Annotated in this window: 16 protein-coding genes; 13 read left to right on the top strand and 3 right to left on the bottom strand. The window is 66.5% G+C overall.

The genetic code is table 11. From position 1 onward, the window contains the following. Positions 1-83 precede the first annotated feature (83 nt). The 8 genes from SPHV1_RS11080 to SPHV1_RS11045 all read left to right on the top strand — a co-directional run bounded on the left by SPHV1_RS11080 (position 84) and on the right by SPHV1_RS11045 (position 6,662). Positions 84-1,553 carry an ATP-binding protein gene (locus tag SPHV1_RS11080; RefSeq protein ID WP_054946107.1) on the top strand — a complete coding sequence of 490 codons (1,470 nt, stop codon included), beginning with the start codon at positions 84-86 and terminating at the stop codon, positions 1,551-1,553. 12 nt (positions 1,554-1,565) lie between these two features. Next, complete coding sequence (locus tag SPHV1_RS11075) at positions 1,566-1,769, top strand: DUF4169 family protein (RefSeq protein ID WP_054946106.1); 204 nt, start codon at positions 1,566-1,568, stop codon at positions 1,767-1,769. Then, positions 1,769-1,972, top strand: a complete 204-nt coding sequence (locus tag SPHV1_RS11070) for a hypothetical protein (protein ID WP_054946105.1) — start codon at positions 1,769-1,771, stop codon at positions 1,970-1,972. Before SPHV1_RS11075 ends, SPHV1_RS11070 begins: the two co-directional genes overlap by 1 nt. A gap of 264 nt (positions 1,973-2,236) precedes the next feature. Continuing rightward, positions 2,237-3,400, top strand: coding sequence for an 8-amino-7-oxononanoate synthase (locus tag SPHV1_RS11065; protein ID WP_054946104.1), 1,164 nt, complete (start codon positions 2,237-2,239; stop codon positions 3,398-3,400). Next, positions 3,397-4,017: an alpha/beta fold hydrolase gene (locus SPHV1_RS11060; protein WP_054946103.1), complete on the top strand. Its 621-nt coding sequence runs from the start codon at positions 3,397-3,399 to the stop codon at positions 4,015-4,017. Before SPHV1_RS11065 ends, SPHV1_RS11060 begins: the two co-directional genes overlap by 4 nt. Next, a complete protein-coding gene (locus SPHV1_RS11055) occupies positions 4,014-4,769 on the top strand; it encodes a methyltransferase domain-containing protein (RefSeq protein WP_054946102.1) in 756 nt (251 codons plus the stop codon). The genes SPHV1_RS11060 and SPHV1_RS11055 overlap by 4 nt, the downstream gene beginning before the upstream one ends. Positions 4,770-4,776: 7 nt before the next feature. Next, positions 4,777-5,412 (top strand): dethiobiotin synthase, encoded by a 636-nt coding sequence (bioD, locus tag SPHV1_RS11050; RefSeq protein ID WP_054946101.1) that lies wholly within the window; start codon positions 4,777-4,779, stop codon positions 5,410-5,412. Further along, positions 5,409-6,662, top strand: coding sequence for an adenosylmethionine--8-amino-7-oxononanoate transaminase (locus tag SPHV1_RS11045; RefSeq protein ID WP_054946100.1), 1,254 nt, complete (start codon positions 5,409-5,411; stop codon positions 6,660-6,662). Before bioD ends, SPHV1_RS11045 begins: the two co-directional genes overlap by 4 nt. A gap of 9 nt (positions 6,663-6,671) precedes the next feature. Here SPHV1_RS11045 and SPHV1_RS11040 read toward each other — a convergent pair whose 3' ends face one another. From SPHV1_RS11040 to SPHV1_RS11030, 3 genes are all read right to left on the bottom strand, one after another. Further along, the gene (locus tag SPHV1_RS11040; RefSeq protein WP_054946099.1) at positions 6,672-7,520 is read right to left on the bottom strand and encodes a glycosyl hydrolase; all 849 of its coding nucleotides are present in this window, start codon (positions 7,518-7,520) and stop codon (positions 6,672-6,674) included. Positions 7,521-7,590: 70 nt separating this feature from the next. Beyond that, the gene (map, locus tag SPHV1_RS11035; protein ID WP_054946098.1) at positions 7,591-8,421 is read right to left on the bottom strand and encodes a type I methionyl aminopeptidase; all 831 of its coding nucleotides are present in this window, start codon (positions 8,419-8,421) and stop codon (positions 7,591-7,593) included. Between the two features lie 56 nt (positions 8,422-8,477). Further along, positions 8,478-9,326: a DUF4163 domain-containing protein gene (locus SPHV1_RS11030; protein ID WP_231634639.1), complete on the bottom strand. Its 849-nt coding sequence runs from the start codon at positions 9,324-9,326 to the stop codon at positions 8,478-8,480. Between the two features lie 66 nt (positions 9,327-9,392). Here SPHV1_RS11030 and SPHV1_RS11025 point away from each other — a divergent pair, with 66 nt between their 5' ends. The 5 genes from SPHV1_RS11025 to glnA all read left to right on the top strand — a co-directional run bounded on the left by SPHV1_RS11025 (position 9,393) and on the right by glnA (position 14,432). Then, positions 9,393-10,778, top strand: coding sequence for a M17 family metallopeptidase (locus tag SPHV1_RS11025; protein WP_054946096.1), 1,386 nt, complete (start codon positions 9,393-9,395; stop codon positions 10,776-10,778). Between the two features lie 64 nt (positions 10,779-10,842). Continuing rightward, on the top strand, positions 10,843-11,208 hold the full coding sequence (locus SPHV1_RS11020) for an SH3 domain-containing protein (protein WP_054946172.1): 366 nt from the start codon (positions 10,843-10,845) through the stop codon (positions 11,206-11,208). Further along, positions 11,205-12,128, top strand: coding sequence for an N-acetyl-gamma-glutamyl-phosphate reductase (gene argC, locus SPHV1_RS11015; protein ID WP_054946095.1), 924 nt, complete (start codon positions 11,205-11,207; stop codon positions 12,126-12,128). The genes SPHV1_RS11020 and argC overlap by 4 nt, the downstream gene beginning before the upstream one ends. A 416-nt stretch (positions 12,129-12,544) precedes the next feature. Next, positions 12,545-12,883, top strand: coding sequence for a P-II family nitrogen regulator (locus SPHV1_RS11010; RefSeq protein WP_007013120.1), 339 nt, complete (start codon positions 12,545-12,547; stop codon positions 12,881-12,883). Between the two features lie 139 nt (positions 12,884-13,022). Then, positions 13,023-14,432: a type I glutamate--ammonia ligase gene (gene glnA / locus SPHV1_RS11005; protein ID WP_054946094.1), complete on the top strand. Its 1,410-nt coding sequence runs from the start codon at positions 13,023-13,025 to the stop codon at positions 14,430-14,432. Positions 14,433-14,497 lie beyond the last annotated feature (65 nt).

The following is a 14,497-nucleotide window of genomic DNA, read 5'->3' as shown; positions in this document are numbered from 1 at the left end:
CAGGCCGCCGGGACACCCCAAGCTATGGATAAAAGCCCCTCGCGCCTTTGATTCCCCGGCACCGCTTGCTTAATGCAGGACCGGTGAGTGCAGACATCGTCATCGGCCAGACCCCTAATGGGGAGGCGATCAGGATAGACATCAAGGAGCTTCTCGCGACCCGCCTGCTGGTGCAGGGCAATTCCGGGTCCGGCAAGTCGCACCTGCTGCGCCGCCTGCTCGAAGAAAGCGCCTCCATCGTCCAGCAGGTGGTGATCGATCCCGAAGGCGATTTCGTCAGCCTCGCCGAGGAGTTCGGGCACGTCGTGATCGACGGCGCCGCCTATGGCGAGGCCGAGATCGTCCGGCTGGGCGCGCGCATCCGCCAGCACCGCGCCTCGGTCGTCCTTGCGCTCGACGAGCTGGAAATCGACCAGCAGATGAAGTGCGCCGCGCAGTTCCTCAATGCCATGTTCGATGCCCCGCGCGAGCAGTGGTACCCGGCGCTGGTGGTGGTCGACGAGGCGCAGATGTTCGCGCCCGCCGCCGCCGGCGAAGTTTCCGAGGAAGCCCGCCGCATCTCGCTGGGCGCGATGACCAACCTGATGTGCCGCGGGCGCAAGCGCGGCCTCGCCGGGGTGATCGCCACCCAGCGCCTCGCCAAGCTGGCCAAGAACGTCGCGGCCGAAGCATCCAACTTCCTGATGGGCCGCACCTTCCTCGACATCGACATGGTGCGCGCTGCCGACCTGCTGGGCATGGAGCGCCGTCAGGCCGAACAGATCCGCGACCTTGCGCGCGGCCAGTTCCTCGGCCTCGGCCCGGCCATCGCGCGCCGCCCGGTCGCGGTGAACATCGGCTCGGTCCGGACCGGCGCGAAGTCGGTGACGCCCGGCCTCGCCCCGCTGCCTACCGCCAGCACCGAGGACATGCGCGAGCTGCTCCACGCCGACCTCCACGTCGAGCCCGAGCGTCCCGAATTCCCGCGCCCGGCGCCGCGCCCGCGCCTCGACGTCGAGGAACTGGCGGCCAGCATCGCGACGTCCGACAGTGTCGCCGATGCGCCGCCGCGCCCCGAACGGCCCGAACCCGAGCCGGAAGAGAATCGCGCGGCAATGGTCGAGATCCTCAATGCGATGGCGCAGGAGGAGGATTGCACGTTCCAGTCCTCGACCACGCTGTTCCAGGACTTCACGATCCGCTGCCGGATGAAGGGAATTTCGATCCGCGGCCTCGACGCCACGATGTTCCGCCGCGGGTTCGCCGCCGCTCTCGCAGGAATCGAGGACCCGGAGGACGAGCGCTGGCTCGACCTGCTCAACCTTGCCAAGCACGTGCCCGACGACGCGCTGGCGACGTTCTACGTCATCGCCCGCGCGGCGATGGACGGCAAGCCTTGCCCCGACGACATGGAACTGGCGCGCATCTACGGCACCAGCAGCCCGCGCCGCGTTCAGCGCCTGCTCGATTACCTGGAAAAGGACGGCCTGATCGTGGTGCGTACCGACTTTTCGGGCAAGCGATCGGTCGGCCTGCCCGATCTGGGCGTGACGACGGCACCCGTCGAGGCGTAAGACGGGCCGGACATGGCCGAGATCATCAACCTTCGTCTGGCCCGCAAGGCCAGGGACCGCGCCGCCGACAAGGCGCAGGCGCACAGCAACCGCGCCTTGCATGGACGCACGAAGGCCGAGCGCAAGGCGACCGAAGCCGAAGCGGCCCGCTTCGACCGGACGCTAGACGGGGCGAAGCGCGAGAGAGACTCAGACGGGAACGGGGACGTGGACTGATGCGCACGACTTACGAAAGCGCGACGGTCCGCCTCTATCACCTCGATGCCGGCCCCGAAGGCGGCGCCGCGCAGACCCTGTTCTACGGCCCCCTGTCCGAAGCCATGCAGATCGCGGCGCAGCAGCCCGAAGACGTGCAGGATGGGCTGTTCATCGCCACCGACAACGACGTGGTGGCCTACCTCGACCTGTTCGAAGGCTGATCTCTTGCATCGCTGCGGCGCGTGCCCCGGAAAAGTGCCCGGTGCAGGATCGCGGAGAGAGAATGGAAGAGAAGCGATCCGGCACCGGGCCAATCAACGCCCGCGTCCGACTTCGGGCGTTAGGGAATGCAATATGCTATCGATTGCATAGCCCGTAAACTCTTAAAAAATCCAGTACGGCCCCTCGATGAAATGCCGTGCCCGGGGCACCGATTTCCGTCGCGCCATTGTGCAAAGGCTCCGCTTGCCATACCGGCACCTGCGATGAGCAGGCTCGATTCCCTTCTCAGGTCCGCGCTGGCGCGGATCGACAGCGCCGGTCAGCGCCGCACCTTGCGTGCGGCTGCCCTCGCCGGCGGCGGCCGCGTGATCCGCGAGGGGCGCGAACTGGTCGACTTTTCCAGCAACGATTACCTCGGCCTCGCGCGTCATCCGCTGCTGGCCGAGCGTGCGCGCGAATGGACCGCGAAGTTGGGCACCGGCTCAGGCGCATCGCGACTGGTGACGGGCACCAGCGAGGCGCACCTTGCGCTCGAGGCGCGCATCGCAAAGTTCAAGGGAACCGAAGCCGCTCTGATCTTCGCCAGCGGCTGGCAGGCCAATGCCGCGGCGATTCCCGCCCTGCTCGCCGCCTTACCGGGGGCCGCCGTCTTCACCGATCGGCTGATCCACGCCAGCATGCACGCGGGCATCACCATTGCCGGCGTGCGCCAGCACCGCTTCCGCCACAACGACCTCGACCACCTCGAAACGCTGCTGGCGGACAAGGGGCGCGATGCCCCGGCCCGAGTGATCCTGACCGAAAGCGTGTTCAGCATGGACGGCGACCGCGCCGACATGGCGCGCCTTGCCATGATCGCCGAGGCCCACGATGCCGTGCTTTTCATCGACGAGGCCCATGCCACCGGCGTGCTGGGTCCGGGCGGCGCAGGCCTGTCGGCCGAAGTGCCGGGCCGGGTCGACCTGACCATGGGCACCTTCAGCAAGGCGCTCGGCGGGTTCGGAGCCTATGTCGCGGGCTCGCAGGCGCTGATCGACTATCTCGTCAACACTGCCAGCGGCTTCATCTTCACGACCGCGCCGCCGCCTGCGGTACTCGGCGCCATCGATGCGGCGCTCGATCTCGTGCCGGGCATGGAGGCCGAGCGGACCCACCTGGCCATGCTGGGCGAGCGGTTGCGCAGCGGCCTTGCGCGCCTCGGCCTCGACCATGGCGAGTCGAGCACCCAGATCGTGCCTGCGGTGATCGGCGCTGAAGCCGATGCCATGGCGCTTTCGGCCCGGCTGGAACAGGCAGGCTTCCTGGCCTCCGCGATCCGCCCGCCCACGGTCCCGCCGGGCACCAGCCGCCTGCGCATCGCCCTTCGCGCCAGCCAGAGCGAGGCCGACATCGACGCCCTGCTCGCCGCGATAGAGGTGCAGCGGTGAAACTGCTGTTCTGCCACGGCTGGGGCTTCGACCGGCATTTCTGGGACGCCCTCGCTCCGCTCCTCGGTGAATGGGAGCAGTACCGCGACGACCGCGGCTATTTCGGCGATCCGCTGGTCCCGGCGGTCGAAGGCCCTTGCCTTGCGATAACCCACTCCTTCGGCACCATGCGGATCCTCGCCGATCCGCCTCCGGGGCTCGCCGGCATCGTCGCGATCAACGGGTTCGAGCGCTTCACCGCCGCACCCGACAGTCCGGGCGTACCGACCCGCGTCGTCGACCTGATGTTGCGCCGGTTCGACCGCGAGCCGCGCCCGGTGGTCGAAGAATTCCGCCAGCGCGTCGGCTGCGACGAGCCTCTGGCCCGGATCGATCCCGCCCCGCTGCGCGAAGACCTGCTGCACTTGCGCGATTCCCGGCCACCCTTGCCGCAAGTGCCGGTCCTCATCGTACAGGCTGGCGGGGATCCACTACTTCCCGAGGCCATGCGCGAGGCCTGCTTTGTCGGCGTAGCCGCACGGCACCTTAGGCACGAAAGCGGCGGCCATCTCCTCCCGTTCGAAGACCCGGCGTTTTGCGCGCAGGCGGTGCGCGACATGACCGGGGTGCTGGCATGACCGGGCAACGCGAACGTATCGCAACGGCCTTCGCCAGGGCGCCGGACTACGAGGGCCATGCCCGCGTCCAGCGCAGTGTCGCCGTGCGCCTCGCCGAGCGTATCGCCGCGCTTGACCTGCCGCAAAGCCCCCGCGTGCTGGAGATCGGCTGCGGCACCGGCTTCCTGACGCGCGCATTGGTCGCGGCAGGGATCGGCGGGGACTGGACGATCACCGACATCGCCCCTGAAATGGTCGAGCGTTGCCGGGCCAACCTGGGCGATGCGCCCTCGCGCCGATTCGCGACGATGGACGGGGAATTCGGCACTCCGGAAGGCGGGCCTTTCGATCTCATCTGCTCCAGCCTTGCCCTGCAGTGGTTCACCGATGCGCCTGCCGCACTGGCCCGCATGGCCGAATGGCTCGCGCCGGGCGGTCACTGCCTCGTGACGACGCTGGGGCCCCGCACCTTTGCCGAATGGCGCGAAGCTCACGCGGCCGAGGGGCTGGTCGCCGGAACGCCGGAATTCCGCCCGGTCGAGGACTTCACCCGGCTTGCCCCGGCCGCGCTCGACATCGAGGCACTTGTCGAAAGCCATGCCGATGCCCGTGCATTCCTGCGCTCGCTCAAGGCCATCGGCGCCGGTACGTCCTCGCCACGCCATCGCCCGCTGCCGCCTGGCGTCCTGCGCAAGGTCATGACCCGCTTCGAACAATCGGGGAGCGCGGTGACATACGAGGTCGTGACCTGTCACCTTCATCGCGCTAGGTGAAACGACCATGCCAACCACCCCCATCATCGTCACCGGCACCGACACCGAAATCGGCAAGACCGTTTTCGCCGCCGCCCTGACCGGCGCGCTCGGCGCCCATTACTGGAAACCCGTGCAGGCCGGACTGGAAGCCGACGGCGGCGACCGCGACCGCGTGGCCCGTCTCGCCGGTATCGCGCCGGAGCGCGTGCTGCCCGACGCCTATCGCCTCACTACACCCTGCTCGCCCCACCTTGCCGCCGAGATCGACGGGGTCGCCATCGATCCGGAACGGCTCGCCCTGCCGCAGGTCGACGGGCCGCTGGTGATCGAAGGAGCCGGCGGTGCCCTCGTGCCGCTCACCCGCCAGATGACTTACGCCGACCAGTTCGCGCGCTGGCAATGCCCGGTCGTGATCGTCGCGCGGACCATGCTGGGCACGATCAATCATTCGCTCCTGTCGATCGAGGCGCTGCGGGGGCGCGGCATCGCCATTCTCGGTATCGCCTTCGTCGGCGATGCCGTGGAAGACAGCGAGGCGACGATCTGCGAGATGGGCAAGGTCCGCCGCCTGGGCCGCCTGCCGCGGCTCGATCCGCTGACGCCCGAAACCCTGCGCGCGGCCTTTGCCGAACATTTTCGACTGGAGGATTTCACCCGGTGACGTCATCTGTCTGGCACCCCTTCACGCAGCACGGCCTGCGCGAACCGATCCCCATGATCGAACGCGCCGAGGGCGCGCTGCTCCATAGCGCGGAGAGCAAATCCTACATCGATGCGATCTCGTCGTGGTGGGTGACGACGCACGGGCACTGCAACCCGAAGATCATGGCCGCCATCGCCGAACAGGCGGGCAAGCTCGACCAGATCATCTTCGCCGGCTGGACCCATGAACCCGCCGAAGCGGTGGCCGCCGGCCTGCGCGCAATCATGCCGCAGAACCTGTCGCGGGTGTTCTTCTCCGATTCCGGATCGACCGCCGTCGAAGTCGCGCTGAAGATGGCGCTCGGCTACTGGCACGCGCGGGGCGAGGCGCGGCACCGCATCGTCGTGATGGAGCACAGCTACCACGGCGATACCATCGGCGCGATGTCGGTAGGTGCACGCGGCGTGTTCAACCAGGCCTATGAACCGCTACTGTTCGACGTCGGGACCGTGCCCTTCCCCGCCGCGGGAACAGAGCAGGCCACGCTCGATGCGCTGGACGCGATCTGCCGCCAGAACGACACCGCCGCCTTCATCGTCGAGCCGCTGGTACTCGGCGCAGGCGGCATGCTGATCTACACCCCGGAAACGCTGGCGCAGATGCACGAGGTCTGCGCACGCCACGGCGTGCTGTTCATTGCCGACGAAGTGATGACCGGCTGGGGCCGCACCGGCACCCTGCTCGCCTGCGAACAGGCGGGCGTCGCGCCGGACATCCTGTGCCTGTCCAAGGGCCTTACCGGCGGCGCGATCCCGCTGGCGGTCACGATGGCGACCGAGGCGATATTCGAGGCGCACTGGTCGACCGACCGCGCGAAGATGTTCTTCCACTCGTCCAGCTACACCGCCAACCCGCTCGCCTGCGCGGCGGCCCACGCGAACCTGCAGATCTGGCGCGAGGAACCGGTGCGCGAGCGTATCGCCACACTGGCCGGGCGGCAGGCGCTCTGGCTGGAAAAGCTCGGCAGCTTCTGCCACTTCGACAACGCCCGCCAATGCGGGACGATTGCCGCGCTCGACCTCAAGACCTCGGGCGAAGGGGGCTATCTCGATACGCTGGCGCCCGACCTCATGGCCTTCTTCCGCGAGCGCGGGATCCTGCTGCGTCCGTTGGGCAATACGGTCTACGTCATGCCGCCCTACTGCATCACGGAGGATCAGTTGGCCGACGTGTGGAATGCCATCGGCGAGGCCGTGATCAGCTTCTGAGCGGCAGGGCTATTCCGGATCGTCCGGTGCGGCCTCGCAGGTGGCGAGATCGACGAAGGCCCTGCCGACCTCGGTGAGCCTGCCGTCTGCGACCAGCCCGGAATGCAGGTTCCAGCCGTCGAGCCCCTCGTAGAGCCCGAACCACGCGTGGCGTTCGACAAAGGGCAAGTCATCCAGCATCGCAGAGGCGCGGCGGAAGAACGATGCCTGTTCGGCAACGGAAAAGCGGCCCGGCCGCGTCCAGTCGGCCAGCGCCCATTCGGTAACCCAGATCGGCCTGTCATAAGCCGCGTGGATCCGCTCGAGGCGACGGCGGAATGCGTCGATATCCGGGGACTGCGCATAGTGGTGGACGGCGATGAAATCGACGCGATAACCGCGCGCGCCTGCCCCGGCCATGAAGCGGCCGAGCCAGCTGTCAGGTCCCAGTTCGTTGCCCGTACCAGTCGCCGGTGATCCGAGACGTTTGCCCGTCGCCATCAGCGTCGGCCAATAGGCCAGCGCAAGCTCGACGCTCATGTTCGCCTGCTTCGCTTCGTCCGGTTCGTTGAAGGTCAGCAGCACTGGCGAAGCCGTGGCGAAGACCTGCGGCAGATCCCGGCCCGACCGGATCATCGGCACGAAGCGGGGATCGCTTAGCCCCGACTTCGCCTGCCAGGTGTAGAACCAGCCGCCGTGCAGGCGCGCCAGATCGGCCTGCAGAGCGTTCTCGCCATCGACCGGCCAGGCGCCGGTGCCGAGTTTTCCGACATGTTCGACAGGGCATGGACCCGCATGGGCCGCGCCCGGCAGGAACAGGCCGGGCGCCGCCGCAAGCGCGAGCAGCAGGCAAATTCCGGGAAACTTGGCGCGGATCATGGCAGAGGCGTCAACGCGCCGGGCGCCGCGCGGTTGCGGCGGGGCCTTTCAGCCCCGGCCACGGTCGGGGTCAGGCGTAGGGCGGCTTGTGCTGGCCCGCCGGGCTGAGCGTGAAGATCTCGCAGCCGTCCTCGGTAATGCCGATCGAGTGTTCGAACTGGGCCGAAAGCGACTTGTCACGCGTGACCGCGGTCCAGCCGTCGTTGAGCAGCTTCACCGGCGGCTTGCCCAGGTTGATCATCGGCTCGATGGTCATGAACATGCCGGGCTTGAGCAGCGGCCCGGTGCCGGGACGACCGGCGTGGACCACTTCGGGCGCATCATGGAACAGGCGACCGAGACCGTGCCCGCAGAACTCACGTACGACGCCGTAGCGGTGCGATTCGGCATAGGCCTGAATCGCCGCGCCGATGTCGCCCACGCGGTTGCCGGGCTTGGCCTGCTCGATGCCGATCATCAGGCACTCGTAAGTCACATCGACCAGCTTGCGCGCCTTCAGCGAGGGCTCGCCCGCGAAGTACATGCGGCTGGAATCGCCGTGCCAGCCATCCAGCAGCGGGGTCACGTCGATGTTGAGGATATCGCCTTCCTTCAGCGTCTTTTCCGAAGGAATGCCATGGCACACGACATGGTTGATCGAGATGCAGCACGAATGCGCATAGCCGCGATAGCCCAGTGTCGCCGGAACCGCACCGCCGTCGAGCGTCAGTTCGCGAACCTTGTCGTCGATTTCAGCCGTGGTGACACCCGGCTGCACCATCGCGGCCACTTCGTCGAGGATCGCGGCAGCAAGGCGCCCGGCCTTGCGCATGCCCTCGAAAGCCTCGGGTCCGTGCAACTTGATGGTGCCGTCGCGCAGGACGGTTTCACTTCCGGGTTCGACAATCTGGTATTCGCTCATGGCCCCCACATAGCGATCTTGCCCGCCAAATGCGAGATGCTCGCAATCGCGAAAGATCAGTTGCCGATCGAAAAACTGTCCTTGTAGGCTGGCTTCACCGTGCCAAGGACGGCCGAGGTGACCGGCAAGGTGATCTCATAAGTGCCTTCGGCATAGGGCCCGGCCGCATAGGGACCGACAAGAATTCCAAGGCGATCGAAGGTCTTGCCGTTCGACGAGCCGAGAATCACCGTGCTTTCCAGCGGATCGATGCAGTCGCTGAACATGTCGTCGCTGCCACGCTGCACCGGCACCCCGCGCCGCTTTTCCCGCTCCCTGTCGAGCGCACTGCAGAAGGGCCTGCGGATTGCCGAGCGCAGGGCCGCTTCGCTGGTGAACAGGGTTTCGGGCTTGCGGGCCGCGTCGGCCTGCTTGTCCCACAGCAGCGAATCGAAGCCGCTCATGCCGTGGGCGCCACCGGAAAAAACGTAGAACTCCGAGGACAGCGACAGCCAGCCCGGCAGGTCGGTTACCACCTTCCACGAAGTCTGGCTGCTGTGCGCGTGATAGGGAAAGTCGTTCTTCTTCGCCTCGCGCCGGTCGTCGCGCGATTCGGCGATCAGCGCCTTGCGGGTTTCATCCAGCTTGGCATCAAGCCGCGCGCGCAGCCCGGGAATCGCGCCGGCCTGATCGGGATACTCGTAAGCGAACTCGTAAAGGTCGTTCGAGGCTTCTTCCTTGCGCCCCATGGCTGCTGCAGCCTGCGCGTCCGGCGAAGCGCCATCGGACGTCGCCGCCTGCGAGGCCGAGCCGGCTCCCGTGCCGCCAACCCCGGCATCATTCGAGGCTGAAAGCGAAGGCTGATCCTCCGGGGCATCGGCCTGCTTGCCCGAACAGCCGCCTGCCAGGAGAACGCTTGCCAACACCAATCCGCCAATTCGCATAAATTTCCTCTCGCACTCGGGCCTGAGCCAACGCTAGAGAAACTCGATATGAGCGACAAGAACCCTTTGATTCAGCCGGACCGGGGCCAGAAGGCCGTGGCAATCCACCTCGTCGACAAGGACGGACTGGATGCCTTCCTCAAGGAACGCACCGCGGCCCAGCGCGCCGCGCTCGACGCACACAAGTTCACCGCCGATGCAGGCGAGCACGCGATCGTGCCCGATGGCGACGGCTGGGTCGTGGTGGCAGGCGTCGCCCGGACCGGGGAACTGTCCAGCTGGTGCCTCGCCAAGCTCGCCGATGCGCTGCCTGCCGGCACCTATCGTTGCCACGGCGCCGAGCCGGGCCGCGCGATGTTCGGCTGGATCACCGGGCAATACAGCTTCGAGCGCTATCGCTCCGATCCTTCCGAGGAAGGCCCGCGCGTTCTGTTGACCGCAGAGGCGGGCAAGATCGACGCGATCACCGCCGAAGCCGAGGCCGTCGAACTGGTCCGCGACCTCGTCAACACCCCGGCCGAGGACATGGGTCCCGGCCAGCTCGAGGCGGAGGCCGAAAGCCTTGCCAAGGCCTATCGCGCGGAAATCCACGTGACCCGCGCCGACATGCTCGAACGCGAGTACCCGATGGTCCATGCCGTGGGCCGCGCTGCCGGGCGCAGCCACGCGCCGCGCATGATCGAGCTGGAATGGGGCGATCCCAAGCACCCGAAGATCGCCATCGTCGGCAAGGGCGTCTGCTTCGATTCGGGCGGGCTCGACATCAAGCCGTCCTCGGGCATGCTGCTGATGAAGAAGGACATGGGCGGCGCGGCGCATGCCCTGGCGCTGGCGCGGCTGATCATGGACGCGAAGCTGCCGGTGCGGCTGCACCTGCTGGTCCCCGCCGTCGAAAACGCGGTTTCAGCCAACTCCTTCCGCCCGGGCGACGTCCTGCGCAGTCGCGCAGGCATCTCGGTGGAGATCGGCAATACCGATGCCGAAGGCCGCCTGATCCTCGGCGACGCCCTCGCCCGTGCCGGAGAGAAGGAGCCGGAGCTGATCATCGATTTTGCGACGCTGACCGGTGCGGCCCGGGTCGCGCTCGGCCCCGACCTGCCCGCGCTCTTCGCGCGCGAGGACGCAACGGCGCAGGCCCTGCTCGACGGCGGCCTTGCCAGCGACGATCCGTGCTGGCGCCTGCCGTTGCACGAAGGCTACCGCGAAATGCTCAAGTCCGACGTGGCCGACATCAATAACGCCGGCAGCGGCGGCTTTGCCGGCGCCTGCACCGCGGCGCTGTTCCTCGACCGCTTCGTCCCCAAGGGCGTCGACTGGGCCCATTTCGACACCTTCGCCTGGCGGCCTTCCGCCAAGCCGGGTCGTCCGAAGGGGGGAGACGCTTTGGGTCTGCGGGCGAGCTGGAATATGCTAAGACAGCGGTACGGCAAATGACTCGCCGAAACCTTGCTTCTTGGCCATGCCCCAGCTAAGCGCGCCCATCTTTGACTTTGGAGACATGACCGCGTTGGCCATCGAGGATTCCCATACCCGTCCCCCCCGGATCGACGGCATTCTTGCCATGACCGGGCCGAGTGTGACCGCGGATCCCGGCTGTCTTCCGGTTCGCGGGGATCTGGCGCACATCAAGCTCGCCGGTCTCTACTTCGTGCCGCACTACTCGGTGCCGATGCCGCACAAGGTGCTTCCGGGCGCGATCCTGCGCATCGCCGGGCGCGAGGATGCAGACGCGATCCGCGAACTGCCCGCAGGCGAAACCTTCAACGTGCTGGATATCGCCGGCAACTGGGCCTGGGGCCAGCTCGGCGAGGATGGCCAGGTCGGCTACGTCGCGCTTTCCGGGATTGAGGTGATCGAGCAGTGAGCACGACGGTCTTCATCGACGGCGCCGCCGGTACCACCGGCCTCGAAATTGCCGATCGGCTCGGCAGCCGCAGCGAATTCGACCTCGTCATTCTCGACGACGAACGCCGCAAGGACGCCTCTGCGCGCGCCGAAGCGCTCAACGACGCGGACTTCGTCGTCCTTTGCCTGCCCGACGATGCCGCCCGTGAAGCCGTCGCGATGATCCGCAACGACCGTACCCGCGTGATCGACGCATCGACCGCCTACCGCACCGCCGATGGCTGGACCTACGGCTTTCCCGAGCTGGTCGGCCGCGACGCGATTGCCTCGGCCATGCGCGTCAGCAATCCGGGCTGCTATCCGACCGGCTTCCTCGCCCTCGTCGCGCCGCTCGTGGCCGCCGGGCTGCTACCGGCCGACTGGCCTTACGTGTGCCATGCCGTTTCCGGTTACTCGGGCGGTGGCAAGGCGCTGATCGGGCGCTTCGAGGAAGACCGCGACATCGCATTCCGCGCCTATGGCCTGGCCATGGGACACAAGCACGTGCCCGAAATGACGGTTCATGCCGGTCTTTCGGTTGCACCGCTCTTCGCGCCCGCCGTCGTCGCCGCGCATCGCGGCATGGTCGTCGAAGTGCCGCTGCACCTTGGCGCCATGAAGAATGCCGGCTCGCCCGATGCCCTGCGCGAAAAGTTAAGCGAGACTTATACCGGCAGCCCGATCGTTTCGGTCGTCGACGACGAACCGGGCGAGCTGCTGTTGCGCGCTTCGATGCAGCCGGTGGACACGCTGACCCTGCGCGTCTTCGGCTCTGCCGACGGCAGCCAGGCCCGCCTCGTTGCCATGCTCGACAATCTGGGCAAGGGCGCCAGCGGCGCCGCGGTCCAGAACCTCAACATCATGGCCGGCCTGCCCGAAACCGCAGGACTGCGTCTCTGACGAGCCGGCCTTTCGCCCCGGCGCCGATAGAGCGCCGGTTGGCCCCACCAACAACGGCTTCACGTCCGGAACGGTCGGCAAGCCCTTCCGGCTGCCCGTTGCCTTACCCGGTTCCCGGAGCCACCCCCGCCGCGCCTCGTGCTGACGCCCTGTTGGGCGCATTGCACAATTTTGAGGCAGGGCTTGCCTGAATATTGAACAGATGTTGTGCATCTTGCCCGCCGGACATTGCCGAAACACCGCATTCGATAGGGTAAATCGAACGATTCCGGTCTTTTCGCGGCTGCACACATGTCCTACCTAGTGGGCAACCGTATTGGCACGATTCTTGATGGGAGTCGCGCGCGAGGCATCTGGTTCCCGGACCGGAAAACCTCTTCGGAAATCCGGGATCAAGTGCAGGGGTCTAGACAGGCGTGAAAAAGATCGAAGCCATCATCAAGCCGTTCAAGCTCGATGAAGTGAAGGAAGCGCTTCACGAAGTGGGCGTTTCGGGCATCACCGTCACCGAAGCAAAGGGCTTCGGGCGTCAGAAGGGGCATACCGAGCTTTATCGCGGTGCCGAGTACGTCGTAGACTTTCTGCCCAAGGTGAAACTCGAGGTCGTCGTGGCCGACGCCCTGGCGGACCGCGTGGTAGAGGCGATTGCCGAAGCCGCGCAGACCGGCCGCATCGGCGACGGCAAGATCTTCGTCATCCCGGTCGAGACCGCGGTGCGCATCCGCACCGGCGAACGGGACGACGACGCCCTCTGATCCGAGGGCTTTCTCAAATTCCGGCTTGAGCCGGACTGGGGAACAATCCGGCACGGGGGGCCGGTAGAATTCCTGGAGTGCCAATAAACCCCTGATCCCCTTCCGCGCGGCGGCAGGGCAAGACTGGAGAACAACGGAAATGGCAAGTGCAAAGGACGTCCTTAAGAAGATCAAGGACGAGGAAATCGAGTGGGTTGATCTCCGCTTCACCGACCCCAAGGGCAAGTGGCAGCACCTGACGATGGTGTCCTCGGTTCTTGGTGAGGACGAACTGGAAGACGGCCTCATGTTCGACGGTTCGTCGATCGAAGGCTGGAAGGCCATCAACGAGTCGGACATGATCCTCAAGCCCGACCTCGATGCCGTCTACACCGATCCGTTCTCGGCCACCCCGATGCTGATCCTGTTCTGCGACATCGTCGAACCCTCGACCGGCGACCTCTACGGCCGTGACCCGCGCTCGACCGCGAAGCGCGCCGAAGCCTTCGTCAAGGCTGCCGGTTTCGGCGACACCGTGTACGTCGGCCCCGAAGCCGAATTCTTCATGTTCGACGACGTGAAGTTCTACGACGGCTACGACGGCAACGGCTTCAAGCTCGACGACATCGAACTGCCGGGCAACTCGGACAAGTCGTACGACCAGGGCAACCTGGCTCACCGTCCGCGTGCCAAGGGCGGCTACTTCCCGGTCGCTCCGGTCGACTCGGCTGTCGACATCCGCGCCGAAATGGTCACGACCATGATCGAAATGGGCCTGCCCTGCGACAAGCACCACCACGAAGTGGCTGCCGCGCAGCACGAACTCGGCCTGACCTTCGGTACGCTGGTCACCACCGCCGACCGCATGCAGATCTACAAGTACGTCGTGCACATGGTCGCTCAGGCCTATGGCAAGACCGCCACGTTCATGCCGAAGCCGATCATGAAGGACAACGGCTCGGGCATGCACACGCACATCTCGATCTGGGACGAAGGCAAGAACACCTTCGCCGGTAACGGGTATGCCGGCCTGTCGGACACCTGCCTGTACTTCATCGGCGGCGTCATCAAGCACGCCAAGGCCCTCAACGCCTTCACCAACCCGACCACCAACAGCTACAAGCGCCTGGTGCCGGGCTACGAAGCCCCGGTTCTGCTCGCCTACTCGGCGCGCAACCGTTCGGCCTCGTGCCGCATCCCCTACGGTGCGGGTGACAAGGCGAAGCGCGTGGAATTCCGTTTCCCCGACGCGATGGCCAACCCCTACCTGTGCTACGCCGCGCTGCTCATGGCCGGCCTCGATGGCATCAAGAACAAGATCCATCCGGGCGACGCCATGGACAAGAACCTCTACGATCTGCCGCCGGCCGAACTCGCCGAAGTGCCGACCGTCTGCGGTTCGCTGCGTGAAGCTCTCGAAGCTCTGGCCGCTGACCACGACTTCCTCATCGAGGGCGGCGTGTTCACTGCCGACCAGATCGAATCCTACCTCGAACTGAAGTGGCCGGAAGTGCTGCGTTGGGAAACCACGCCGTCGGCCGTCGAGTTCGACATGTACTACAGCGCCTGATTTCGCTCCCTTCTCCGGAAGGGACAATCGGTTCGCCGAGTGGGGCGCCTGGAGCAATCCAGGCG

It is taken from the genome of Novosphingobium sp. KN65.2, assembly GCF_001368935.1.
In the GTDB taxonomy this organism is placed as follows: domain Bacteria; phylum Pseudomonadota; class Alphaproteobacteria; order Sphingomonadales; family Sphingomonadaceae; genus Novosphingobium; species Novosphingobium mathurense.
This window is presented reverse-complemented; position numbering and strand designations above follow the sequence as displayed.

Excerpts from the sequence above, each read along its gene's own strand:
- SPHV1_RS11075 (WP_054946106.1), top strand. The coding sequence starts at position 1,566 with ATGGCCGAGATCATCAACCTTCGTCTGGCCCGCAAGGCCAGGGACCGC.
- SPHV1_RS11070 (WP_054946105.1), top strand. The coding sequence starts at position 1,769 with ATGCGCACGACTTACGAAAGCGCGACGGTCCGCCTCTATCACCTCGAT.
- SPHV1_RS11065 (WP_054946104.1), top strand. The coding sequence starts at position 2,237 with ATGAGCAGGCTCGATTCCCTTCTCAGGTCCGCGCTGGCGCGGATCGAC.
- SPHV1_RS11055 (WP_054946102.1), top strand. The coding sequence starts at position 4,014 with ATGACCGGGCAACGCGAACGTATCGCAACGGCCTTCGCCAGGGCGCCG.
- bioD (WP_054946101.1), top strand. The coding sequence starts at position 4,777 with ATGCCAACCACCCCCATCATCGTCACCGGCACCGACACCGAAATCGGC.
- SPHV1_RS11040 (WP_054946099.1), bottom strand. The coding sequence starts at position 7,520 with ATGATCCGCGCCAAGTTTCCCGGAATTTGCCTGCTGCTCGCGCTTGCG.
- map (WP_054946098.1), bottom strand. The coding sequence starts at position 8,421 with ATGAGCGAATACCAGATTGTCGAACCCGGAAGTGAAACCGTCCTGCGC.
- SPHV1_RS11025 (WP_054946096.1), top strand. The coding sequence starts at position 9,393 with ATGAGCGACAAGAACCCTTTGATTCAGCCGGACCGGGGCCAGAAGGCC.
- SPHV1_RS11020 (WP_054946172.1), top strand. The coding sequence starts at position 10,843 with ATGACCGCGTTGGCCATCGAGGATTCCCATACCCGTCCCCCCCGGATC.
- glnA (WP_054946094.1), top strand. The coding sequence starts at position 13,023 with ATGGCAAGTGCAAAGGACGTCCTTAAGAAGATCAAGGACGAGGAAATC.